The organism is Corynebacterium sp. ZY180755 (assembly GCF_054331495.1).
The window spans coordinates 452,465-476,163 of sequence record NZ_CM135811.1 but is presented as its reverse complement, the minus strand read 5'-3'; the positions used below and the strand labels follow the sequence as shown (position 1 = coordinate 476,163).

The window sequence follows — 23,699 nt, the reverse complement described above, 5'->3', positions numbered from 1 at the left end:
TTAACGAACACTGCTACCCTTTCCACTATGAGTTTTACAGATGCACGCTCCAGGAAAACGCCCATCCCCACCCCAGATGTTGTGCGTTTTGGCAGCTCTTTTCTCATCGCCGCTGGCGCTGCGGTGCTCACCACGGGCTTGCCCCGTGGCATTCAGGTAATAGCAATGGTGATATGCGTTGCCGCCGGCATCCTTCTCATTTTCTCCCACCCCTACCGCAGGGAGATCAAGGCGTTCTTGGATGAGCGCAACTTGTACTACAGGCCCAAGTTCGGACAAATCGTCCCCATGTTTCTCGTATGGCTCGCACTGATGCTTGCGCCGGTCCTTGCGCCTGCTGCCATCTGGGTGACAGTCTTAGTATTCCTAGGCATTTTTGGATGGATGCTTCTCGTGTTCCCACATGTAGACGGCACCCGCGCATTGGCCTTCGTAGATTAAGCTTCTCCCCTTACGCAGGACACTGCATTAAGCCCCGCTTGCACAGCGGGGCATTTTTTATGCGCTCAAGCCCACCGCGCAACACCGCTACTCACACATCGCCACTTATGAAGTGCCAACCATGTAGCACCTGGACTGCGTGCAATCTGGCCTAGCTAATGGTTGGCATTGCATTTCTTGCCCTACTCCGTTCGCGGTTTGGGATCGCTCGTGGCCTGCTAATCTAGGTCCCGCTTTTGCGCCCACCTAGTCAACGCATGACGGTTAGACTGCTGCGTCTTGCGCAAAATGTTCGACGCATGAGTTTCCACAGTCTTCACTGAAATAAACAGCTCCGCGCCAATTTCCTTGTAGGTGTAGCCACGGGCTAAGAGCTTGAGCACTTCCAGCTCGCGACGAGTTAACGCGTCCACTACCGGATCCGCAATTGGCTGCGTAACCTCACGTCCCGCGGCGGCTTCCTCCGCGGCATGCTCAACAGCCTTATCTTGCTCAGGCGCATCGACAATACCTGCGCCTACAACAGCGTCAGGTCGCGCAAAAGCATCAAGTACAAAACCCGCAAGTCGCGGGGAGAATACGGCGTCACCGTCATTAACGCGGGCAATCGCATCGACTAATTCCCTACCGCTAATGGACTTGGTTACGTACCCGCGGGCACCGGCGCGGATTACGGAGATCACGTCCTCCGCGACATCAGATACGCTCAGAGCTAGGAAACGGTAAGCAGCGTTCGCAGCGCTAACCCCCTTGATAACAGCAACACCACCGCCATCGGGCATGTGCACGTCCAAGAGAACCACATCAGGGTTTGAACTATTAATGCCACTAATCGCATCAGCAACCGTGCCAGCCTCACCAACAATCTCCACAGCGTCACCGATTTCGGCGCGCACGCCAGCGCGGAACACAGGGTGATCATCAACCAAGAAAACTTTCACCATGTTTCCTATTGTGGCACGGTTATGTGTACTTCGGTCCCGCCTTGGTAGCTGTATGTCACAGCCCCTCCCACCTTGGCCACGCGCCCGATGATGGAATCGCGCACGCCATGGCGATCTTTTGGCACCTGCTCCAGATTGAAACCAGGACCACGATCGCGAACGTAGATGTTGAGTTCGCCGAAATTCTCCACATACACGTCTACGGTGTCTACGCCCGCGTGCTTAGCGGCGTTAACCATGGCCTCGCGCGCGGCGAGCACTGCGGCATGGGTGGCGTCGGTAAGAGGGGCGTCCTCGCCCACAATCACGGGCGCAATGCGCACGCCAAACATGTCTTCCACCTCACCACAAGCACGGTTAATCGCCGAGCGTGTGGTGTCTTTCTCCGTGGGGGTAAAAAGCCAGTTGCGTAGTTCCCGTTCCTGCCCGCGCGCCAAGCGCTGGACTTCCTCCGGATTGTCCGCGCGCTTCTGGATCAGAGCCAAGGTCTGCAAAACGGAATCGTGCAGGCGGTTGGCAATCTCGGCGCGCTCATCAGCCAGCAGCTTCTCCTCACGCTGGGCATTGAACTTCTCCCACATGCGCAGGCCAAACGGCACCACCAGCGCACCCACACCGATCAGGGTGAGCAAAACCGCCGCCACTGCAGAGCCGAATACGCGCTCGTTCTCCCACTGCAATGCGGCAAAGAGAACACCCATGATCACCAACACCGCGCCCGTGATGATGGCCGCCACCGATCGCTTGGAATCAAAACGGTCATACGCAAACCACGCCAAGATCGCGCCACATGCGATCACCAGCAGCGCAATAGTAATACCAACAGAGATGCCCGTAAACAGCGAGCCCGCCGAGCCGGCCACCGCCAAGGCCACGATCGCCAACACAATGTTGGTCGACTTGGAAAAGCGCGACGTTGCCTTCTCCGACGCCGGCAAGGCCGTCCCAGCCTTCGTGCTCATCCACACGCCCGAGTACAGCAGCGGGCCAAGCCCGCCAAACAGGCTCAATACCACGAACACAATGCGAATAGCGTCCACGTGCACGCCCAGATGACTGGCCAGACCAGAAGCAACACCTGCGATCACGCTGTGGTCGCGATTGCGCTGGAACTGCCTAAAAGGTGGAGCAAGCGTTGGAGAGGTCATAACGACCATAATTCCACCAACTGCCATGCGTGTACATCAGGGATCGCCCTGAATTCCTGGAGCACCACAAGCATCAGGGGCCTAGCACTGTGATTTCAGGGTGATCCCCGATGCGTGCGTAAAAGACCCCGTGTGACAATGAGAATCAAGAAAGAACAGCCCCACCTTTTGGGAGATGATCATGGACCACGAAGAGACTACGCAATTCCAACGCAATCCCTACGGTGAACACAAGGAAGATGCCTCAAGCGCTTCGAGCGCTACCAGCGTGTCATCAATGAGCTTCGCCCAAATATGGGAAACCCGGCCTGTGCGTCTACCGCGACAGGATAAGGGCAAACCTGAAGTGGGCGGAGTGTGTGAGGGCATCGGCGTGCGCTATGACATCGACCCAACGCTCATTCGCGTCGCATTCGTGGTGGGCATGCTAATGGGCGGGGGCATTGTCCTGTACCTGCTGTGCTGGTTGCTGATGCCCAAGTACGGCATAGAAAAGGCCCCGTACCAACTAGCGATTGAGAATATTGATAAAAATGCCCCCGGCGGCAAAGCGCTGAAAAAGGAACAAGAATCCGGGTGGTGGCTCATCCTAGGCATCGTGTTCTTCACCGGCGGGATCTCCTTCAGCACCGAAGGCTTCTTCGTCGGCTTCTTCGGCGGTGGCATGGCCGGCACCCTCCTCATTGCAGGTCTGGCATGGTGGGCTCTTGCACGCCGAACGCCGCATCCCCCTCAAGGGCTACACGCAAGCGCCCCGAGCTCGCCCACTCGCCCTGTAGACCTTTCGAGCTACGCGCCAGCGGAGGGCACTAAAGCGCCGTTTACGATGCCTACCCCGCCGGCGTGGGACCCACTGGGCACCGCGCCAAGCCTGTGGCACCTGCCAGAGCCGGGGCCGGCCCCTACCCCGCAGCCAGCAAAGAAGAGTACCGCTCAAAAGATTGCAACAGTGCTGGCAAGTTGCATTCTTGTTGCTGGTGGAATTTTTGTCATTAACTGGTTCGGGTGGGTAAATGCCCCTGATGCCGGCGATTTCAAGGTTACTGCCACTACGGCAGATTCAATGCCTGAACGCATTAGCCACAAGGCGGGCGCGGTCGAATTGGATTTGCGTGGGCTGATGCCTCTTGACGAGCCAAGGAGCATGATCGTTGATCTCAAGGTGGGCCAAGTTGATGTTAATCTTCCTAGCGATGTGCCGGTTGAGATCCAGTGTTTGACTCGCGTAGGCACGGCGAACTGCCCAGCAGGGCTCGTCAATGCTGGTGCGGAAGGCGAGACGCTAAAACTTACGGTCATGGTTGCGGTAGGCGAGGCAAAAGCGAGCCTCTAGCCGCAAAGGCCAAAGGGCCACGAACACTCACAGCGTTCGTGGCCCATGTAGGTTTCTAGGGATCTAGCGTTCGGAACGCTTTACTCCCACTCGATGGTTCCTGGTGGCTTGGAGGTAACATCCAGAACCACTCGGTTGACGTCAGGGACCTCGTTGGTAATGCGGGTGGAGATCTTCTCCAGCACGTCATACGGCAGGCGGGTCCAGTCCGCGGTCATGGCGTCCTCAGAGGATACCGGGCGCAGAACGATCGGGTGGCCGTAAGTGCGGCCGTCGCCTTGAACGCCCACGGAGCGGACGTCGGCAAGCAGCACCACTGGGCACTGCCAGATCTCGTTGTCCAGACCAGCTGCGGTGAGCTCGGTGCGGGCAATGAGGTCAGCGGCACGCAGGGTCTCGAGGCGCTCCTCGGTGACCTCACCGATGATGCGGATGCCAAGGCCAGGACCTGGGAATGGCTGGCGACCAACGATCTCCTCCGGCAGGCCGAGCTCGCGGCCAACGGCACGGACCTCGTCCTTGAACAGCAGGCGCAGTGGCTCAACCAGCTCGAATTCAACATCGTCAGGGAGACCACCCACGTTGTGGTGGCTCTTGATGTTTGCGGTGCCAGCGCCGCCGCCGGACTCAACAACATCCGGGTACAGGGTGCCCTGAACCAGGAAGTCCACGGAGGAGCCCTCAGGAGCGTCATCCAAAACGCCGGCTACGGCGCGCTCGAAGGAGCGGATGAACTCCGCGCCGATTGCCTTGCGCTTAGCTTCTGGCTCGGTAACGCCAGCGAGTTTGTCTAGGAATGCCTGGCGTTCGTCGGCAGTAACCAGCTTTGCGCCAGTGGATGCCACGAAGTCATTCTCAACCTGCTCGCGCTCGCCAGCGCGCAGCAGGCCGTGGTCAACGAACACACAGGTCAAGCGGTCACCGATGGCGCGCTGTACTAGGGCAGCAGCAACAGCGGAGTCAACGCCACCGGACAGGCCACAGATTGCACGGCCTTCAGGGCCGATCTGCGCGCGAACGGCTTCGATGAGTTCCTCAGCGATATTCGCAGCGGTCCAGTTCTGCTCTAGGCCAGCGATCTCAGTGAGGAAGCGAACAAGCACTTCCTGGCCGTGTGGGGAGTGCAAAACCTCAGGATGGTACTGCACACCAGCCATGCGCTTTGCTGGGCACTCAAATGCTGCCACTGGTGCACCAGCAGAAGACGCAGTGACCTCAAACCCCTCCGGCGCCTTGGATACGGCATCGCCGTGAGACATCCATACCTTGTGAGTCTTATCAAGACCTGCGTGGAGGATACCGCCCTTGACGTTCATGTCCGTACGACCGTATTCGCGATCGCCGGTGGACGCGACCGTGCCACCAAGAGACTTAGTCATGAACTGGAAGCCGTAGCAAATGCCAAACACTGGGATGCCCAGTTCGAGGATTGCAGGATCCAGCTGCGGCGCGCCATCAGCGTATACGGAGCTAGGGCCGCCGGAGAGGACGAGAGCAGCAGGGTTCTTTTCCTTGATTTCTTCCACAGTCACGGTGTGTGGAACGACCTCGGAATAAATCTTCGCCTCGCGAACGCGCCGAGCAATCAGCTGCGCGTACTGGGCGCCAAAGTCCACCACCAGCACCGGATTGTGCTTCTGGGGGGTTTGCAAAGTTTCAGTCACGATTCCACAGTCTACCCTTAACCCCGCCCCAGTTAATAGCTAAAATAGCCACTACTTTCCGACGCCTCCACGCGCGCAGGGGTCACCTCGCTCGCGCGAGGTTACGGCAGGACTATTTCTCGTTTTGAATTTGCTCCACTACTTCCTTGAGTGCCTCGCGGAATGCAACAATCGCTGGGTGCTTCTCGCGTCCAGTGCGCACAGCGGTAAACAGCACGCGGCCGGGGTTGCCAGGAAGTTCACGCGCCTTGACGTGATCATTGAACTGGCTTGCAATCAGGCTAGGTAACAGCGCTACGGCTTGGCCGCTCCGCACGACGTGCAGAGCCAGCAGGGAGTCGGGTGACTCAATGAACACGTACGGGCTGAAGCCGTGGGCCTGCAAAACGCTCCATGCCCACTGCCCAGCAGCAGACTCCTTAGGGTCGAGCACCCACGGGTAGTCCTTCATCTCCTCTAATCCAATGTCCTCGGAGTACGGACCCTCCGCAGGCTGAACTAAAAGAAGTGGCTCATGGTGGAAGTCCTCACGCGTAACACCCATCCCCTTAATAGGAACGGTGCCTGGGAACTGCTCCCCGATACACAGATCGGACTCATGATGGGTCAACGAGTCCATACCGCTTAAGACCTCACGCTGCTCAAATTCGATGCGCAGATCTGGATAGCGTTCGTTCAGGATCTCCACGGTGCGCGGAACGAGTGCTACGAGAGCGGTCTGGAAGCTGGTGACGCGCAACGTGCCGCCCACCGGTGCGGTGGTGGCGAGCGCAGCGCGTGCTTCGTCGGAAAGCTCAACCATACGCGCGGCGTAAGACGCGAGCTTCAATCCTGCGTCCGTCAAACGAACACCGCGACCCGCCTTTTCAATGAGCTTGTAACCGGTCTCCTTCTCCAGCTGGGCCAGCTGCTGGGATACGGCAGAGTGTGTGTAATGCAGAACGTCAGCAACAGCGCCTACAGTTCCCAATACGTGGAGCTCATGAAGCATCCGAAGGCGCTGAAGATTGAGCATCTCACACTCCTATAAATAGCTGTGCATAAGCAGGTAACTTGGGCGGAACAGAATATGCTCAGCCTAACACTCTTTCCTTGTGCGTAACCAAAACCACCCCATGGGAGGTTAGAATTACTTAAAAGTACATCTACTACAATTTCGCTTATCTAACCCTTTGTCCTGCGCGTGGATGAAAAGTACATCGCACAGCACACGCTAAACACAGCACCACCGCTGGCTCCCCCTCAGGATGACTGCCCACCCTCCGTGCTCAGGAGTGAGGAGCCAAGAGGCTTGCCAACGCCCCACCGCAGCACCCGAGCGCTGCCCCCTTTGGGGTGAAATTGGAACCTGCGCGCTTTTAAGGCCACCGCACTTTCGTGTGGTGGCCTTAAAACACGGATGAGGTGTCAGCGTAGCTTAGTAGCGAACCGCAATCTCTACCTTCTGGAAGGACTTCAGGTCGGTGTATCCACACTTAGCCATCGCGCGCTTTAGGCCACCCACGATGTTTTCTTCTCCGAATACATTGGTGGATGGGCCGTGCATGATGGTCTCCAGGCTGGAGTGCTCACCCGGCAGAACACCTGCAGTGCTCACGAGCCCGCGTGGGAACCGTGGGTGGGCTACCGCCGGCTCCCAGTAGATGCCGTTAGCAGCAGCTTCTTCGGCGCGTGCTAGAACTTCACCCAAAATAACGGCATCGGCACCGCAGGCAATTGCCTTGACTACGTCGCCGGAAGAATTAATAGCGCCGTCAGCGATCAGGTGGACGTAGCGGCCACCGGTTTCGTCCAAGTACTCACGACGCGCTGCTGCAACATCCGCAATTGCAGTAGCCAGTGGGGTCTCGATGCCCAGTGCGTCACCATTGGTGGTGGAGCCACCGCCAACGATGATGCCCACAGCGCCGGAGCGCATCAAGTGCAACGCGGTGGTGTAGTTGGTCACTCCACCTGCAATAACAGGAACATCGAGGGTGCCGATGAACTCCTTCAAGTTCAGCGGTTCACCGCCCTCCCCCACATGCTCAGCGGAAATAATGGTTCCCTGGATGACCAGCAGTTCAGCACCTGCCTTGATCACTACTGGAGCCAACTCGCGGCAGTTCTGCGGGGATACGCGCACGGCAACGGTGGCACCGGAATCGCGGACCTGCGCGATGCGCTCGGACAGCAGATCGTAATCGATGGGCGCGGAGTGCAGTTCTTGGAGCTTCTTGGTGGCAGAAGAGAAGCTAGACAGGTTCAGGTCGTCATCGCCGTATGCCTGCACAACCTGCTCGATTGCACCCTCTAGGTCCGCGTGGCGGCCCCACAATCCCTCGGCGTTAATCACACCAAGGCCACCCTGCTTGTCCATCTCAATGACAAATTCTGGGGTTGCCAACGCATCGGTTCCCTGAGACATGATCGGGGTGGCAAAAGTGTAGGCGTCAATGTTCCAGGTGGTATTCACACCCTTGGAAGAGCGAGTCCGACGCGCAGGTAGCACGGAAATCGCATCGAGATCGTAAGTACGGCGCGCCTCACGGCCCATTCCGATTTCAACGTAGTCACGCATTGAGGATTCTTCTCCCTAGAGATCGCTAACAATCAACAGGCAATAATCCTACCCCGTCAGCACCAAAATGAAAGAGCACGCGAGTTTATCAACGCCACACCCGTGAAAGCTCACCCGTAGCCAAAGGTCAACCGCCTACTGTAGCCAGCAGCGCGACGATCCCCCGCCTCAGTTCCCCATCTACGTCGCTCACTATGAAGACGCTTGAGACCCTGAGCGTCATCAATGAACTGATGACCCGCAGGGCCTTAATCTTCGAATCCTGGTACAGGATTAGTGGTAGTTAGGTGCTTCTACAGTCTGCTGGATGTGGTGAGGATGCGATTCCTTCAGACCGGCAGAGGTGATCTGAACAAAGCGCGCCTTCTGCAAATCAGCGATGGTGGCGGAACCGGTGTACCCCATTGCCGCGCGGAGGCCACCCACCAGCTGGTGGGTGATGGCGTCGATGTTGCCGCGGAATGGGACGCGTCCCTCAATTCCTTCTGGAACCAGCTTATCTTCGCTCTTGACATCCGCCTGGAAGTAGCGGTCCTTAGAGTAAGACTTCTTCTCTCCGGAGAGGCCACGGCCCTGCATCGCCCCCATAGAGCCCATGCCGCGGTAGCGCTTGTACTGCTTGCCCTGAATAACGATGGTGTCACCAGGTGCCTCGGCGGTGCCGGCCAGCATGGAGCCGAGCATAACCGTAGATGCGCCAGCAGCAAGTGCCTTAGCGATGTCGCCAGAGAACTGCATGCCGCCGTCGGCAATAATAGGCACGCCAGCGGCGTGCGCAGGAACGGAAGCTTCCATGATCGCAGTGATCTGTGGAGCGCCCACACCCGCGACCACGCGGGTGGTGCAGATGGAACCTGGGCCGATGCCCACCTTGATGGCGTCGGCGCCTGCATCAATCATGGCCTTCGCAGCCGCGCGAGTTGCGAGGTTACCGCCGATGACGTCCACGCCGCGCGGACCAAACTCCTTCTTCACCTTGGACACCATATCCAGAACTCCGCGAGAATGAGCGTGCGCGGAGTCCACCACCAGGACGTCAACGCCCGCGTCTACCAGAGCACCAGCGCGCTGCCATGACTCATCGCCAACACCAATGCCGGCACCAACCAGGAGGCGGCCAGAAGAATCCTTGGAAGCGTTAGGATGCTGCTCCGTCTTTACAAAGTCCTTCACCGTGATCAGCCCGACGAGTTTGCCCTCATCGTTCACGATAGGCAGCTTCTCAACCTTGTTAGCGGAGAGCAGGTTGAGGGCCTCTTCCTTGGTCACACCCTCCTTAGCAACAACCAGTGGCATCTTGGTCATGATCTCCGCAACCTTGCGGGAGAAATCTGGCTCAAAACGCATGTCACGGTTGGTGCAGATGCCCAGCAACTTGCCGTCTTCATCCACTACCGGCAGGCCAGAAATGCGGAAACGTGCGCACAGGGCGTCAACCTCAGCGATGGTCATCTCAGGAGAACACGTGACTGGATCAGTAACCATGCCGGACTCAGAGCGCTTCACCATTTCGACGTGTGCAGCCTGCTCCTCAATGGAAAGATTACGGTGAAGAATACCAATGCCGCCCTCACGCGCCATCGCAATAGCCATGCGGGACTCCGTCACGGTATCCATCGCCGCAGAGGCAATCGGAATGTTCAGGGAGATGTTGCGAGTCAGCTGAGTCTTGGTAGTCACGTCAGCTGGGATAACATCGGAAGCATCGGGTAGAAGCAGAACGTCATCGAATGTTAGACCAACCAGCGCAACCTTATTTGGATCGTCGCCACCAGTGGAAACGTGCTGCTGCGTCATGAAATATCCTCCTGAAAAAGACACCAAAGTCTAAAACTCACCAAATTCTCTAGCGCGCCATGCGCCCCAAGATTTCCCACTAGCTTACACCGCTTGTCCGAGTTGAAAAGCCCGTTCAGCACCCCAAAGATACCCCTTACCTGCCAAGTAGGCTGTGATCGTTGTCCACATCGCCCCTACAACCTCATGGAACCACATCACATCGTCAGCTCCCCTGGTCCCACCTCCTCGCAACGACTGCCCCTAAATTTGGAACAACCACCACATTCGCCATAGGGTTACTGACGTGAGTTTTGACTGGCAGATGCCCAAAGATCCGTTTGCAGACGACCCGAATGACCCGGCCTCCTTCATCGAGGATGATGACGAAGCACTGGAACTGACTGACGAAGAGCGTGTGCAGGTCACACAGGATCTCGAGCTCATCCACCAGTTCAAAAAAGCGCTCGCACCGCGAGGAATTCTTGGAATCTTCTTCATCTGCGACGACTGCAACGAACCGCACTACTACGACTGGGACATCATGGCCGCCAACATGCGTGCCACACTGGGTGGTGAGCTCGCCCCAGTCCACGAACCAAGCGCTCAACCCACCACCGAAGCCTACGTCCCATGGGACTATTGCCTGGGCTATCTTGACGGCTTGGAGGCACCGCGTTTTTAGCAGCGCTGGTCTAGCGCTCCGAACGCTAGGCCACCGTTAACCCGGCGCCCAGGGGTGCTGGTCTTTGCTTATCGACACACCCCTGCCCCACAGGGCAGAGTGCCCCAGCGGGCTCAGCATGGGGCAAAAAGGAAGACCACCCCGAAGGGTGGTCTTTAGAAGTAGAAACTGCAAAAGCGACTAGAAGTTCGGAATCTCAACGGGGAGCGTTGGCAATGGCGTTGGCACCGGCTGCATGGACTCTACCGGTGCGCCAAGTGGCTCACTCTCAGTCGGAATAACCTCAGACTCTACTGGCGTGCTCTCAACTGGGGCTGGGATCTGCTCAGTAACCGTGACCGTGACCGTCACTGGTGGAGCAGGCTCCGGCGCTTCTGAAGGAGCAACGGTGGTGGTTGATACTTCCGTTGAAACCGTGCTTGGCACAGCATCAGCTTTTTCTTCCTCAGCGTCTGAGCGATCGCGCTGATTCATCTGGGAAACGATCAAACGCGCCTGCTCTAGAAGTAAACGAGCCCCTTCGATATCGCCGGCCTCGGACTTCTGGTTAGCCTCATCCAGGGTAGAAGCAAGCTCCACAATCTGGCGGTCCTCGGCGTATCCACCAAACAACTGCTGATTCAATCCGTAGAGGGCATCACCGGGTTCAGAAGCGTGAATCGCCGTACCAAAACCGCCGATAACCAGGGTTGCAGCTGCTGCGCCCACAAGGCCATGAGCAAAAGCGCCGACAGGCTTGCGACGACGTTCATGCAAAGAAACGACACCTTCTGGCAGCTCTTCCTCAGAAGGCTCAATGCCAAGCTCTGCCAGCGTTGGCGCCGCCGGCATATCGCGATCCACATCGCGCTTCAGCTCCAGCAACAGGGCTGCTAACTGATCTTCACCACCAGATGGATCCATGCCACGGCTAAGCGCATTGATGAAATCCTCATCGCGCTTAATCATGCCCAACTCCTCCGGGATGGGTTGCCCATCCGGAGCGTTGGTGTGACGATGCTTCGTCATGAGTGGGTGTTCTCCTGCTCTACGACCTTCCTCAGTTGCGCTAGTGCCCTATGTTGGGCGACGCGCACTGCACCTGGTGTGCTTCCTACGATCTCAGCTGTTTCTTCGGCGCTGAGCCCTACAAAGATCCTGAGAATTAGAATTTCCTTAGGCTTCTCACTTAGTAGATCGAGAAGTTCACGAACTTTGTTACTACCGGCACTGACCAGCGCGAACTCCTCTGGGGAGTGCTCGTCTAGTTCAGTGTCAGGCACTACATCTGTAGGCGTTGAAAGATCGCGTGAGTACTTCCTGTGAGCATCTGCCACCTTATTGGATGCGATGCCATAAACGAAGGCCATGAATGGACGACCCTGATCCACAAAAGTGCTAATGGAGGTAGCCACCGCCAAACAAATTTCCTGCACCACATCCTCAGGGGTAGGATGCCTGCCCCCAGCCATCCGAGCGCGCACATAGCGCAGCACCAGCGGGTGAATGATCGTGATCACGCGCTGCAGTGCACGGGAATCCCCAGCGCTCGCTTGCGGAACGAGCTCCGCAAGCTCCTGCTCATGATCAGTCACTCATCCACCAACTTGTCTGCTTTGTGCAACCATGCCAATGTTCCTACGCTATGGTTCCAGCTTCCTCTTGCATTAATATACAGCGAACCGCACCCCGATCCAGCATTGCGCCAGAGCCCCCAGCTCAGGGCGCTTACCCCGAAGATTGCTTACCGGCACTAGTCGTCAGCAACGCCACCCCAACTCCCTTAGCCGGCGGATTGAACGAGGACCGATTCCCAAAAGTTCACGCAAGTTTTACCTTTGCTCATTAATACAGGTCAGAAGACATGTAATCTTCTCGAATCCCCCACGCTGCTTGTTTTAGCAACCAACCGGAAACGCGCGGGCTACTTTTCGTTTACTTTCTTTCTCCACTCTTAGCTCGTGGCACTTCGCAACGAAGAGCTACTTCCAGAAATCTTCTGACAACGTACTTGGGAAAGAACTTAAACGATGACACTTCTGCACCTGTTGCCCGGCCCCAATGCTGACCTGTGGGACTGGCAACTACAAGGAGCATGCCGAGGAGAAAACTCCGAAGTCTTCTATCACCCAGACGGCGAGAGAGGTCGCGCGCGCCGAATGCGTGAGCGTCGCGCAAAAGCAGTCTGCGCTGGCTGCCCCGTACTGGAGCAATGCCGCCGGCATGCCATAGAGGTTCAAGAACCATACGGCATCTGGGGTGGAATGAGCGAGTCCGAGCGCCACAGAATCATCCAAGCCACACGCCCTCAACTGAGGGAAAAAGAAAAAGTCAATGCGTAAATAAAGCCGCGGCACCTCGAATGAGGTGCCGCGGCATGGTGCCTTTTAGGGCTTAGTGGTGATGGTGTCCACCGTGCGCCGCAGGCTGAGCCTGGGCTGGCTTCTCAACTACGGAAGCCTCGGTAGTCAGCACCATACGGGCAACAGAGGTTGCGTTGACCACTGCGGAGTGGGTGACCTTCACAGGGTCAATAATGCCCTGATCAAGCAGGTTACCGTACTCAAGGGTGGCAGCATTGAAGCCTTCACCATTTGGCAACTCTGCGGTCTTTGCTACAACAACAGCGCCGTCGAGGCCTGCGTTGTCAGCGATCCAGTAGCAAGGCTTGGACAGTGCGCGTGCCAGTGCCTTAACGCCAATCTTTGCGTCGCCTTCGAAGGTCTCAGCAAGATCGTCCATACCTGCAGCAATCTGCACAAGTACGGAACCGCCGCCGGCGATAACGCCTTCCTGTGCCGCTGCGCGTGCAGCGTTGATGGCGTCCTCAACGCGCAGCTTGCGCTCGGAAACCTCGGTTTCAGTAGCAGCGCCAACCTTGATCACTGCAACACCACCGGACAGCTTAGCCAGGCGCTCCTCTGCCTTCTCACGGTCCCATGCAGAATCGGTGTTCTCGATTTCGCGGCGGATGTGCTCCCGACGAGCCTCGACAGCCTCTGGGGTGCCTGCGCCATCGACGATGATGGTCTCATCCTTGGTGACGGTGACGCGACGGGCGGTACCGAAAACGGTCATGTCCGCCTCGTTCATGTTTACGCCGACCTCTGGGTCAATCACGGTAGCGGCGGTAACAGTAGCGAGGTCATCCATGAATGCCTTGCGGCGCTCACCAAAGTATGGCGCCTTGACGGCAACAGCCTTAATGGTGCCGCGGATGGAGTTAACAACCAGAGTCTGTAGTGGCTCACCATCAACATCTTCAGCGATGATCAGGATTGGCTTGGAAGCCTCCACAGCCTTCTCCAGAATTGGGAGGAATTCTGGAAGAGAGGAGATCTTGTTGCGGACGAGCAAGATCAGAGGCTGCTCGAGCACAGCCTGCTGGGTGTCCGTGTCAGTGATGAAGTATGGGGAAAGGTAGCCCTTGTCAAAGGACACGCCCTCGGTAACGTCCAGGTAAGACTCGATGGACTGGGACTCTTCAACGGTGACAACGCCGTCCTTGCCCACCTTCTCCATCGCTGCAGCAACCATCTCGCCTACAACGGAGTCACGGGAAGAAACGGTAGCAACGTTAGCGATCTCCTCGGAGGAGGATACCTCGGTAGCGCGCTTCTTGAGCTCTTCGATCACATGCTCAGCGCCAGCGAAGATGCCCTTGTTGAGCTCAACTGGGTTGGCGCCAGCAGCGACGTTGCGCAGCCCCTCGGTGATCACTGCCTGTGCAAGCAAGCTTGCGGTGGTGGTGCCGTCACCAGCGAGATCGTTGGTCTTGACGGCAACGGACTTCACAAGCTGCGCGCCGAGGTTCTCAAAAGGATCCTCAACGTCAATTTCGCGAGCAATGGTTACACCATCGTTGGTCACGGTCGGGCCACCGAAGGCCTTGTCCAGAACAACGTTGCGGCCACGTGGGCCCAAGGTAACCTTTACCGCGTCAGCGAGCGTGTCCACACCCTTCAGGATCCCCTTGCGGGCTTCCTGGTCGAATGCAATCAGCTTTGGCATAGGTAAAAACCAGTCCTTTTATTACTTCTCGATAATTGCGAGAACGTCGCGGGAGTTCAGCAGAAGGTACTCTTCACCGTCGTACTTCAGCTCGGTTCCGCCGTACTTGGAGAACACAACAGTGTCACCAACCTTGATGTCCATTGGAACGCGGTCTGCGCCGTCCAGACGACCTGGGCCAGCAGCTACAACGACGCCTTCCTGTGGCTTTTCCTTAGCGGAATCTGGAATAACCAGGCCGGAAGCGGTGGTGGTTTCTGCCTGAGCGATCTGGATTAGGATGCGGTCCTCAAGAGGCTTGATGTTGACGTTAGCCACGATTTCCCTTTCATTGAAAAAGTACTGAAGATTGTGCCGGTTGTGATAGTCCAGCACAGCCGTCGTCGCGGGTGAACAACTGTGTGATTGACAACCTACTGGCACTCTACCCGCGAGAGTGCTAACGCTTCAACTAATCCCCCACCTGTTCGCTTCTGGCATGCACCATGTTGCCCCCATGGCACCATCAACCCGCTGCCGGCGTGGGGGCGTCGGAAAGCAACCTATGCCTTGGAGACCTTGCGCGCGGCTGCGCGCCACAACGCATACTCCTCTGGGGCGTCAGTGATGTAGTTCTGCACAGCTTCGATTCCCTTTTTGATGCGCTGGATTTCGCCCGGCCCAATATCCTCACCCTCAGCGCCAACAAAAATCACTGGGCCACAGATAGCCTTGATCGGATCAGTGAAAAATGCTGAATCCCCAGTCTCTGCCTCGGCGCGCCCAAGAGAAGCAACCGGATTAGGGTCAGCACCTTCCACCCGCGCCTCTGAAGAATACAACGCCGCGTACGTGGTTCCGTCCTCTTGGAACGCAACAGATACCCGGCCCGAATCTATACCGCCAAGGAACTGCTTTGCGTGCTCCAGCTCGAACTCAATAACGCGGTGCGTTTGGTCAGGATTAACAAGAAAACCTGTTGTCACAGTCAGCTCTTTCGTAGGTGAGACAGTATTTACCCTCCAGACTGACTCACGCTGACGCGTTACGCGAGCGATGCAACACAGAGTTCATTTTTACGTAACTTCGGCGCAAGGTTGCTAGGAAGTTACGAGCGGGATCTCCACCTCCAGGGAGGAATCAGTTCCCACGGTCAATGGGGAAGGCTCATTCTTCTCATGGATGAGTTGGGCAGCAAGGGATGCAATCATCACGCCGTTATCCGTGCACAGCTTGAAACGCGGAACGCGCAGTTCAATGCCCTTGGAGTCGCAGCGTCGTTGGGCAAGCTCACGCAGGCGGGAATTAGCGGCCACGCCGCCACCCAGCAACAGCACCTTCGCGCCGGATTCTTCGCACGCGAGAACAGCTTTGTTGGTCAAAACGTCGCACACCGCCTCTTGGAAAGAGGCACATACGTCTTCCACGCTGATCTGGGTGCCCTCTCGTTCGGCAGACTCAACGTAGCGAGCCACCGCGGTCTTCAAACCGGAGAAGGAGAAATTGAACCGATTCGGTCCGCGCAGCTCATCTTTGCGGCTCAGCCCGCGGGGGAAGGCGATGGCCTTCTTATCGCCTCGGGCGGCAAGCTTGTCAATCACGGGTCCACCTGGGTAGCCGAGACCGAGCAGACGGGAGACCTTGTCATAGGCCTCGCCGGCGGCGTCGTCAAGGGTAGAACCCAACTCCTTCATCGGCTTGCCCACGGCTTCCACCTCAAGGATCTGAGTGTGGCCGCCGGAGACGAGCAGTGCGATGGAGTGCGGGAGCGTCTCCCCTTCCAGGTTTGCCACAGCAACGTGCCCGCCCAGGTGGTTGACACCGTAGAACGGAACACCCCACGCCGCGGCATAGGCCTTCGCTGCGGACGCACCCACCAGCAGAGCCCCCGCGAGGCCAGGACCCACGGTAGCGGCTACGGCGTCTGGCTTCTCAATCCCAGCTTCCTTGAGAGCAGCACGCATCACAGGTTGCATGGCCTCCAGGTGCGCACGTGAGGCAATCTCCGGCACCACGCCACCAAAGCGGGCGTGCTGTTCCATCGAGCTTGCAACGGAGTCGGCGAGGATCTCCATCTGCCCGTCGCCATGAAGCTTGACAATGCCCACGCCGGTTTCGTCGCAGGAGGACTCAATTCCCAGAATGATCATGGTTTTATAGTCTACTTTCCTTGTGGGTACTCATTGGTGCCGCGAGCTGGCCTGATCATGGTATATGCGTCCGCACCGGATGGCTGATAGTAGCGCTTGCGCACGCCCATGCGTTGAAAACCATAGGCCTGATACATGGCGATTGCCGGATCATTGTCGGTTCGGACCTCCAAAAACACAGGCCCGCCGTAGCTATCGGCTACGAACATCATGTTGTCCATGAGCAAGCGTGCAAGCCCCCGACGCTGGAAGTTGGGGTCCACACCAATCGTATGAATCTCAAACTCTGGGGAATCCGCAGGCCCCAGCTTTGCCAGGCCCGCGTAACCCACCACGTACTTATCGACGCCCGCAGGGATCACACCGTCCCCAGCGTCGCCTTTCGGCGCGTCACGGTGTTCCGCGTCCGCGGCATCAATGGCGCCGGCTGGGCACGCTTCTACCCCAATGTAGAACGAGTGCGGGGCAGCAAACTCGGAGCGGAAATCACCCGCGCTCCACGGGTTATCGCCTGGGAAAAGTAGCGTCTCCAATTGTGCAAGGCGATCCGCATCTGCCGCACTAAGAGCTCGCAGTCTAAACGCAAGGTCCCCTATGACTACATACTCGGGCTTGTCTGCCATAGCCACGTTAGATTTCCACCTCAGGGATAGCTGCAGAACGAGGCTTCGCCTTCGGCTCCTTGGCGTCAGGTCGGCGCAAGTACAACGGCTCAAGCGGCGCGGGGTTGTTATTACTGATCTCACCGCTGAAGACGGCGGCTTGCACCAGATAAAGCGGAAGTGGCTTCAGATCCACCCGGCGCGATGTCTGCAGTGACGTAGGCAGCTTGACAAAAAGCTGCTCAGGAATGGCGATTGCCTCAACATCATGCGGAAGCTCCACCATGTCCGGCTTGATTACCTCGGGGCCGAAGCTGCGTGCCGAACGCTGGTAGGAGGTGTAGTAAATCTCGCGACGGCGGGCATCAGTGGCAACGAGAAAACTGTCTTCGCTCATTTGCGCGGCAATGGCGTCGTGGGAGCACACACCAACCACCGGAATTCCTAGGGCATCGCCAAAGGCAGCGCCGGTGGCCATTCCTACGCGCAAACCGGTGAAGGGGCCAGGCCCACAGCCAACGATGATCCGGTCAAGGTCCGAAAAACTCACGCCTGCTTTTCCCAGGAGGTCAACCGTCGTTGGGGTCAGTTGCTCATTGTGGGCGCGGGTATCCTCAATCACCGCCTCTGCGATCAGAGTGGGGGTTGAGTCTTCGGAGCACGTAACCAGCCCAACAATCAGGTCTGGAGTAGATGTATCAATAGCAAGACAAAGCACGCTTTCCCAGCGTAGTCCGTTTACAGACCGCGGTAAAAAGGGAAAGCGTGCTGTGGGCGACCTCAAAGCACTAGTAGCTGCGCCACTAATGGATTCCTACTGGACGCCACCGGCGAACAGCCATGCGTCAGACTGGGTGTCCTTGACAAAGGGCATGAGACCCTGTGGCAGGATCTGGGCCACCTGGCCCTGTGGGCAAAGGTTTACCTTTTCAACTTCGAAGCGGTCGAGGTCAACGGTGCCATCCTGCTTTGCCATTGCGATGTAGTTAACGCCACGAGGCACGGTCTCACCAGACAGGCGCATCTTCTCAGTAGGAACGCCAATCTGCTCGAGTTCATTCAATGGCATGCCAGCACACACGGTGATGGCCTCAACGTAGTCCATGCCGTAGATGTCAGCGAGTGCGACTGCCGTGACGTTGAGGTCCTGGGCGTCGGCTGACTTGAGCACCTTGTCCAGCTTGGTCTCATGCTCCGCTACCGTATCTTGGTTCAGCGCCGCATTGGCAACCAGTCCTGCAAAGATGATGACGGCAACGGCAATGCCGAATGCAACAATCGCTTTGGCTTTTTCGCCGAGCTGCATGAAGGTGACTCCTTGGGTAAAAGTTTGTACATCGTATCCATCGCCCACAACAACAGTGCTGAAGTAGACGCGTAAGTGTTGGATACCTACCTTAGCCCTTCACTCGCCATCTTTTTAAATAAGAGCTCGAGGATTATTGAAAAAACTGCTAGGGGAATTACTGGGCCACAAGTTGCCACTCGATGATGCGGGCTTCAGATTCAGGGTCTTGCTCCACCGCCGTAGTGCGATCAAAGGTAATGAGTAGATACGTATCTGAGATTTGCTCTACTAGGCCACCGCCCCACTCCGCAACAACCACGGCATCCTCGAGATCCGTGTCCAGATCAAGTGAATCCAAAGCACCTATCGGATCAGAATCATCGTGGTCCTCACCCAGCAGGCGATAAGCATCCACATGGATGAGCGCAGGCCCATCACCGAGACTGCGGTGCTCGCGCGCAATGACAAAAGTAGGCGATGTGACACGGCCTTTCACCCCTAGGCCACGCGCCAGTCCTTGGGTAAAGGTTGTCTTGCCGGCCCCAAGCGGGCCGTCAAGGATCACAACGTCACCAGCCTCCAGCGCTGCTCCCAGCTCCTCGCCCAACGCTTGGGTATCCTCCGCTAGCTCAAGGCGCCGTTTACCTTTGGAAGAAAAAGAATCTTTCATAGCGTCTCCTTACTTGCTCCTCCACGCACCGCGTGTTCACTGCACAACCAGAATCATTCAGCACCTGCCCCACTTCCCTAGTTTCATAAGGATTGAGAGCTATTCCGGTAGAGATTGAGGGAGTTACTCTTCTACAAATACTCGCTTGGTCCGGCCGCATGGGCGACACACGATCTCATAATTAATGGTTCCCATAGCTTGGGCGAGTTCGGTTGCGCTCATGCCACCATCACCAAAGATGATTGCCTCATCACCCTGTGCAACACCTTGCTCGTTAGCCCCCAGATCGATGACAATCTGATCCATACACACACGGCCCACTTGGCGGTAGCGCGTGCCCCCAATGGTCACCTCAATATGATTCTGGGCCGCACGAGGAACACCATCTGCGTATCCGGCTGGAACCACAGCCAAGTAACCGTCTTTCTCCGCCCGCCAGGTCATGGAGTAACTCGTGCCCTCTCCTGCCTTAATAGGCTTGACCACAATCACCTTGCCCACAAAACTCATTGCAGGCACTAGGCCGTGATCCATCCCCGGCACCGGCTCTAGGCCGTAAAGACACACCCCAGGCCGCACCATGTCAAAGTGCAAGTCAGGGCGCATCAACGTAGCGGGCGAATTAGCGAGGTGGCCAACGATGTCTGGGTAGTACTGTCTACCGAACGCTAACCCCCTAGCGAAAACTTCAGCCTGTTCATCCGTAACAGGCGACTCAGGATCATCCGCGCATGCAAGGTGGCTAAACATCCCACTCACCGTCAGCTTTTCGCACGCCTTGAGGAGATCAAATACTTCTGCCCACTCTGCTTCATCAACTCCAGAGCGGTGCAGACCGGTATCAATTTTGACCGTGACCTTGACCTGCGATGGGCGTTCACACATCTCCGCTGCCTTTATCACCGCCTTGGCGTGCGCGACGGACGTGACCGCCAGTTCGATGTCATTATCCAGTGCTTCGGCAAGATCTGAGTCAGCATCCCAGATCCAACACAGGATTCGGTGCTCAAACCCGGCGCGGGTGAGTACGGCGCGAAGCTGAAGAGCCTCAGCAATGGTGGCAACACCAAACTGATCAGCGCCGTTTGAGGCCATCACCGGCGCCACTCGCTCCACGCCATGATTGTAGGCGTCGGCTTTAACCACGCACATCAGCTGCTTGTCACCAATAAGAGATTTAATCTTTCGGGTATTGGTAGCGATAGCGTTAAGGTCAATGCGCGTTTCAAGCATGTTCATAGCACCCCATTGTGCCACTACACAGACTTTTTGTTGAGTTCGCAGGCACCGGCCTATTTATCTCAACCCCCAACCAGTTCCGGCTAAGCCGTGTGCCAACACCCAAACGTTCGCAAAGGACACAGTTGTGTTGCAATATGGGGCTAGGCCAGCTGAAAACTGCACTTGGACAGCGAATTCTATTATTGTTGGAAAACGTGGCTGAAAATCTTAAAAAACATCTAGCAAAACTATCCAAGCGCGGTCCGCACCGAGTGTTGGTGGGCGACCTCGATTACGCTGGGCTCCCTGGCAAGCTTTACACCCCAGCTGAAGGCAGTGGTATTCCAGCCGTGGCATTTGGCCATGACTGGATGAAGGACATCTCCAAGTACCACGGCACGCTGCGCCATCTAGCAAGCTGGGGCATTGCTGTAGCAGCACCCAACACTGAAAAGGGCTTCAACCCTGATCACCGTGGATTCGCGGCTGACCTAGAGTCTGCGCTACAAATTCTCACTGGTGTGAAACTGGGCAACGGTAACGTCACCACGTCACCTACGCGTATCGGTTTTGTAGGCCATGGAATGGGCGCGTCCGCAGCTGTCATCGCCGCTGCATCTCGCCCTAATCTAGGCGCTGTAGCAGCACTTTACCCATCCCAATCCACCCCGCCAGCAGAGGCATCCGCTGCTGCAGTTACCGCGCCGGGTCTGATCATCGGCTCTTCTGAGTCTCCCCTGCTGGATTACGGAAATGCAGCCAAGATCGCCGTCCGATGGGCCGGAAAAGCTGTTTATCGCGTAGTAGAGGACGGCAGCCATGAAACGCTGACTGAGGAAACCTTGCTGAAGTTCCTCACCGGCGGTGATCGCTCTGCCACCCGTCGAGAAATCATTCGTGGTTTGCTCACCGGTTTCCTGCTTCATGAGCTGGCTGGTGAGAAGAAGTACTCCGGTTTCTCAGAGCGCGATGCCAAGGCTAAGAACGTGTACTCACTCTTTGGTGAGAATCTGGCAGACAGCGCGAACATCACCGGACTGAAGAACATTCCTGTTGTGGGCGACAAGCTAGAAAAGCTGTAACAAACCGTTTCCCAGGCTTCGGCTACATCTGTTTGAGGATCCCCTGCACCCTGCGATGCCGGCGTGCAGGGGTTTCCTCTTGCTTGGGCGCTGTCCGAAGATGGTGTGGCGACACCCGAGAGTGTTCCGTGTCGCTGTTTCCGTGCTTCCTAGCTTCTGCGACTATCCGGTCTACGTCTGACTGGGCCTTCGCCGTTGCCTTCTCGAATTCCGCGGCACGCTTCTTGGCACGCTCATTGAACCTGCGCACAAACTCTTCGTATTCCATTACCACTCACCCACTGAATGAATTGTGCTTCCTGCACTGGCAGAACTAGCAGCCGAACTTCCAGGTTGTGGTGGCGAGACCTGAACTGTCGGCGCGGCTGGTGCAGCAGGGCTGCCTGTAAGACCAGACTTATCAAACCCTGCGGCAGATGCCGGCTGGGTATCTGCCGCTGGCTTCAAGGATGATTTGTCAAAGCCATTCTCCGTGATACTAGGGGCGGGCTTGGGTGTGTCTTCGGGTTGCTTCTCATCTGGGCGCTCACAGTCCTCCGGGTGCTCAACAGTGTCTGCTACCGGCTTAGGCTCACACTCAGCCTCCACCGGCTTAGGCTCGCATTCGGCATCCACCGGCGCAGGGGCGGGTTCACAGGAAGGAAGCGCCTGCTCGCGGAAGCTTTCAATAGTTGCGTGGATATTTGACGCGGCGTGATGGACAAATTTCGAGATCTCATCACCCACCACCCCCACAATGGCTGCAGCACCGGCTAACGTGGCGCCACCTACAATGCCAGGGGCGCTGCTCGCCATAGTCAAACAGCTTGATGCGTGGGCGGTCGTGCTTGTGGATGATGGTCCTATCAGTTGCTCAAAGAAGCCTGTCACGGCGGCGCCCAATTGGGCGCCCCACTGCTTACCGACGCTGCCCACAGCACCCGAAGAGCTCAGGCCGCCGCCTGCAGCACCGTCCTGAGGTCTCGGCGCTGAAGGCGCCTCAGGTGGCGCAGGCTTGCTTGTATTCTCACAGCCTTCCCCTTGTTCAACGGGTGTGTTGGCTCCACCAGCGCTGGATGCTTGGTTTCCTGCAGGCACGGATCCCTCGTTTGCCCCAGGGGCGCACGTATCACTGGTGTGGGGATCGGGCTGCTGCTCATTCAGGGGCTTATTTGCCTGCGCTTCCACAACAGAGATCAGGGCTTCAATAAGTTCGCCCATGGTGTTGTCGCGGTCAGTGATGCACTCGTCAGCCAACTCCGATGCCTTGTTGATGTAATTGGAGATTACGTCGAGCCCCTGCTTGTATGCCGCCGGGTTAACCGCGGGGTTGATGGCACTGAGCGCCTGCAGCATGGCAGTCACCGCGGTGATGGTGGTCTGACCAATAGCGTCCACCTGAGAACCACAATTGTCATTTACTTTATGGACACTTTCCCCGCAGTTGCACGTGTCTTTTTCTACTTTCTTGTCTGACTCCTCATTGTTGATGAGGTCAGTGATCCAGAAAAACAGCGTATTACCCACTGCCCCACCTGCGATGTCCATGACCAGGTCCTTCAGGAACTCGATCGCAGGGTTGTTCTCACGCAGTTGGCGTGCACCGGTCAAGATCTTGGTTGACTGTTGGGCCACCGGAATCACATCAACCATGGCTGTAGTCATGAGCTTCTGGACGAGCTTCTCCGGAGACTTCACCGCATCAGCCAAGATCCTCAGACCACCACCCGCTGCAGCCAACAGACCCGTCGCAGCAGCTATATTGCCCAAACCCGCGCTACCAGCAACGCCAGCACCCGCGGCACCTGAGGAGCCCATCAGAGGGGCTAAAAGTGGAAATGGAACGGTCATTGCTTCTTACCTCCCTCAAGGCGATCATTGATTCCGGAAATTCCTCCGGAATTGCCGGAATCGGTGTTGTCAATGATGAACACCTGCTCCATGCCCGCGTGGCAGACGTCGGAAAGCCCCTGTGCAAGCGAGATGTTGCGGGAGTGAAGCTTCTCCAAAGCTGCTTTGAGGCGGCGCGTAGCGTCCACGTGAACGAGACCGAATGCGTCATCGCTAAAGCTGACAGCGCTGGACGAAAAATTATCGCGCAGGGCTGCAGCCTCCGAACGTAAGGACATAAAGTGTGCCAACGTTTCATCAACGTTGAGTGAAAGTTGATTCATAAGACCCTCTAGT

The 23,699-nt window shown here is 57.1% G+C and carries 25 protein-coding genes; 5 read left to right on the top strand and 20 right to left on the bottom strand.

The features are described 5' to 3' along the window. The first annotated feature begins 27 nt into the window (after nucleotides 1–27). Nucleotides 28–441, top strand: coding sequence for a hypothetical protein (locus ACXM2N_RS02250; RefSeq protein ID WP_458489607.1), 414 nt, complete (start codon nucleotides 28–30; stop codon nucleotides 439–441). Between the two features lie 218 nt (nucleotides 442–659). Here ACXM2N_RS02250 and ACXM2N_RS02245 read toward each other — a convergent pair whose 3' ends face one another. Continuing rightward, on the bottom strand, nucleotides 660–1,382 hold the full coding sequence (locus ACXM2N_RS02245; protein ID WP_458490957.1) for a response regulator: 723 nt from the start codon (nucleotides 1,380–1,382) through the stop codon (nucleotides 660–662). An 8-nt stretch (nucleotides 1,383–1,390) separates the two neighbouring features. After that, nucleotides 1,391–2,533 (bottom strand): ATP-binding protein, encoded by a 1,143-nt coding sequence (locus ACXM2N_RS02240; protein ID WP_458489605.1) that lies wholly within the window; start codon nucleotides 2,531–2,533, stop codon nucleotides 1,391–1,393. A 181-nt stretch (nucleotides 2,534–2,714) separates the two neighbouring features. Between ACXM2N_RS02240 and ACXM2N_RS02235 the strand changes: the two genes are divergently transcribed. Continuing rightward, nucleotides 2,715–3,866 (top strand): PspC domain-containing protein, encoded by a 1,152-nt coding sequence (locus ACXM2N_RS02235; RefSeq protein ID WP_458489603.1) that lies wholly within the window; start codon nucleotides 2,715–2,717, stop codon nucleotides 3,864–3,866. A gap of 80 nt (nucleotides 3,867–3,946) precedes the next feature. Here the strand turns inward: ACXM2N_RS02235 and guaA are convergent, their stop codons facing one another. The 4 genes from guaA to guaB form a co-directional block, all read right to left on the bottom strand. Further along, entirely contained in the window at nucleotides 3,947–5,530 is a 1,584-nt protein-coding gene (gene guaA / locus ACXM2N_RS02230) for a glutamine-hydrolyzing GMP synthase (protein ID WP_458489601.1), read from the bottom strand. A gap of 112 nt (nucleotides 5,531–5,642) precedes the next feature. Beyond that, on the bottom strand, nucleotides 5,643–6,545 hold the full coding sequence (locus tag ACXM2N_RS02225) for a LysR family transcriptional regulator (RefSeq protein WP_458489599.1): 903 nt from the start codon (nucleotides 6,543–6,545) through the stop codon (nucleotides 5,643–5,645). Between the two features lie 402 nt (nucleotides 6,546–6,947). Then, on the bottom strand, nucleotides 6,948–8,090 hold the full coding sequence (locus ACXM2N_RS02220) for a GuaB3 family IMP dehydrogenase-related protein (protein WP_458489597.1): 1,143 nt from the start codon (nucleotides 8,088–8,090) through the stop codon (nucleotides 6,948–6,950). A gap of 273 nt (nucleotides 8,091–8,363) precedes the next feature. Further along, nucleotides 8,364–9,887 carry an IMP dehydrogenase gene (gene guaB / locus ACXM2N_RS02215; protein WP_458489595.1) on the bottom strand — a complete coding sequence of 508 codons (1,524 nt, stop codon included), beginning with the start codon at nucleotides 9,885–9,887 and terminating at the stop codon, nucleotides 8,364–8,366. Nucleotides 9,888–10,173: 286 nt separating this feature from the next. Between guaB and ACXM2N_RS02210 the strand changes: the two genes are divergently transcribed. Continuing rightward, nucleotides 10,174–10,551, top strand: a complete 378-nt coding sequence (locus ACXM2N_RS02210) for a DUF5319 domain-containing protein (RefSeq protein WP_458489593.1) — start codon at nucleotides 10,174–10,176, stop codon at nucleotides 10,549–10,551. A gap of 180 nt (nucleotides 10,552–10,731) precedes the next feature. On the opposite strand, the gene ACXM2N_RS02205 is transcribed toward ACXM2N_RS02210, so the two are convergent. Both ACXM2N_RS02205 and ACXM2N_RS02200 read right to left on the bottom strand, forming a co-directional pair. Continuing rightward, the gene (locus ACXM2N_RS02205) at nucleotides 10,732–11,559 is read right to left on the bottom strand and encodes a hypothetical protein (RefSeq protein ID WP_458489591.1); all 828 of its coding nucleotides are present in this window, start codon (nucleotides 11,557–11,559) and stop codon (nucleotides 10,732–10,734) included. After that, a complete protein-coding gene (locus ACXM2N_RS02200; protein ID WP_458489589.1) occupies nucleotides 11,556–12,125 on the bottom strand; it encodes a sigma-70 family RNA polymerase sigma factor in 570 nt (189 codons plus the stop codon). The genes ACXM2N_RS02205 and ACXM2N_RS02200 overlap by 4 nt, the downstream gene beginning before the upstream one ends. Before the next feature lie 435 nt (nucleotides 12,126–12,560). Between ACXM2N_RS02200 and ACXM2N_RS02195 the strand changes: the two genes are divergently transcribed. Further along, nucleotides 12,561–12,872 carry a WhiB family transcriptional regulator gene (locus ACXM2N_RS02195; RefSeq protein WP_458489587.1) on the top strand — a complete coding sequence of 104 codons (312 nt, stop codon included), beginning with the start codon at nucleotides 12,561–12,563 and terminating at the stop codon, nucleotides 12,870–12,872. Between the two features lie 52 nt (nucleotides 12,873–12,924). Here ACXM2N_RS02195 and groL read toward each other — a convergent pair whose 3' ends face one another. The 9 genes from groL to alr form a co-directional block, all read right to left on the bottom strand. Beyond that, entirely contained in the window at nucleotides 12,925–14,541 is a 1,617-nt protein-coding gene (gene groL / locus ACXM2N_RS02190) for a chaperonin GroEL (protein WP_458489586.1), read from the bottom strand. 21 nt (nucleotides 14,542–14,562) lie between these two features. Further along, complete coding sequence (gene groES, locus ACXM2N_RS02185) at nucleotides 14,563–14,859, bottom strand: co-chaperone GroES (RefSeq protein ID WP_458489584.1); 297 nt, start codon at nucleotides 14,857–14,859, stop codon at nucleotides 14,563–14,565. 224 nt (nucleotides 14,860–15,083) lie between these two features. Further along, entirely contained in the window at nucleotides 15,084–15,506 is a 423-nt protein-coding gene (locus ACXM2N_RS02180; protein ID WP_458489582.1) for a hypothetical protein, read from the bottom strand. Nucleotides 15,507–15,620: 114 nt separating this feature from the next. Then, nucleotides 15,621–16,670 carry a tRNA (adenosine(37)-N6)-threonylcarbamoyltransferase complex transferase subunit TsaD gene (gene tsaD / locus ACXM2N_RS02175; RefSeq protein ID WP_458489580.1) on the bottom strand — a complete coding sequence of 350 codons (1,050 nt, stop codon included), beginning with the start codon at nucleotides 16,668–16,670 and terminating at the stop codon, nucleotides 15,621–15,623. An 11-nt stretch (nucleotides 16,671–16,681) separates the two neighbouring features. After that, entirely contained in the window at nucleotides 16,682–17,293 is a 612-nt protein-coding gene (locus tag ACXM2N_RS02170; RefSeq protein ID WP_458489578.1) for a GNAT family N-acetyltransferase, read from the bottom strand. A 7-nt stretch (nucleotides 17,294–17,300) separates the two neighbouring features. Continuing rightward, nucleotides 17,301–17,990: a tRNA (adenosine(37)-N6)-threonylcarbamoyltransferase complex dimerization subunit type 1 TsaB gene (gene tsaB, locus ACXM2N_RS02165; RefSeq protein WP_458489576.1), complete on the bottom strand. Its 690-nt coding sequence runs from the start codon at nucleotides 17,988–17,990 to the stop codon at nucleotides 17,301–17,303. Between the two features lie 96 nt (nucleotides 17,991–18,086). Then, nucleotides 18,087–18,578 (bottom strand): hypothetical protein, encoded by a 492-nt coding sequence (locus ACXM2N_RS02160; RefSeq protein ID WP_458489574.1) that lies wholly within the window; start codon nucleotides 18,576–18,578, stop codon nucleotides 18,087–18,089. A gap of 157 nt (nucleotides 18,579–18,735) precedes the next feature. Further along, the gene (tsaE, locus tag ACXM2N_RS02155) at nucleotides 18,736–19,230 is read right to left on the bottom strand and encodes a tRNA (adenosine(37)-N6)-threonylcarbamoyltransferase complex ATPase subunit type 1 TsaE (RefSeq protein WP_458489572.1); all 495 of its coding nucleotides are present in this window, start codon (nucleotides 19,228–19,230) and stop codon (nucleotides 18,736–18,738) included. Between the two features lie 123 nt (nucleotides 19,231–19,353). Beyond that, nucleotides 19,354–20,469 carry an alanine racemase gene (alr, locus tag ACXM2N_RS02150; protein WP_458489570.1) on the bottom strand — a complete coding sequence of 372 codons (1,116 nt, stop codon included), beginning with the start codon at nucleotides 20,467–20,469 and terminating at the stop codon, nucleotides 19,354–19,356. Nucleotides 20,470–20,666: 197 nt separating this feature from the next. On the opposite strand from alr, the gene ACXM2N_RS02145 reads away from it, so the two are divergent. Further along, complete coding sequence (locus ACXM2N_RS02145; RefSeq protein WP_458489568.1) at nucleotides 20,667–21,533, top strand: dienelactone hydrolase family protein; 867 nt, start codon at nucleotides 20,667–20,669, stop codon at nucleotides 21,531–21,533. A gap of 22 nt (nucleotides 21,534–21,555) precedes the next feature. Here the strand turns inward: ACXM2N_RS02145 and ACXM2N_RS02140 are convergent, their stop codons facing one another. Genes ACXM2N_RS02140 through ACXM2N_RS02130 form a run of 3 tightly spaced genes read right to left on the bottom strand, consistent with a single transcriptional unit; the run spans nucleotide 21,556 to nucleotide 23,686 of the window. Beyond that, on the bottom strand, nucleotides 21,556–21,801 hold the full coding sequence (locus ACXM2N_RS02140) for a hypothetical protein (RefSeq protein ID WP_458489566.1): 246 nt from the start codon (nucleotides 21,799–21,801) through the stop codon (nucleotides 21,556–21,558). Beyond that, on the bottom strand, nucleotides 21,801–23,363 hold the full coding sequence (locus tag ACXM2N_RS02135; protein WP_458489564.1) for a hypothetical protein: 1,563 nt from the start codon (nucleotides 23,361–23,363) through the stop codon (nucleotides 21,801–21,803). Before ACXM2N_RS02135 ends, ACXM2N_RS02140 begins: the two co-directional genes overlap by 1 nt. Continuing rightward, the gene (locus ACXM2N_RS02130; protein WP_458489562.1) at nucleotides 23,360–23,686 is read right to left on the bottom strand and encodes a hypothetical protein; all 327 of its coding nucleotides are present in this window, start codon (nucleotides 23,684–23,686) and stop codon (nucleotides 23,360–23,362) included. The genes ACXM2N_RS02135 and ACXM2N_RS02130 overlap by 4 nt, the downstream gene beginning before the upstream one ends. Nucleotides 23,687–23,699: the final 13 nt, after the last annotated feature.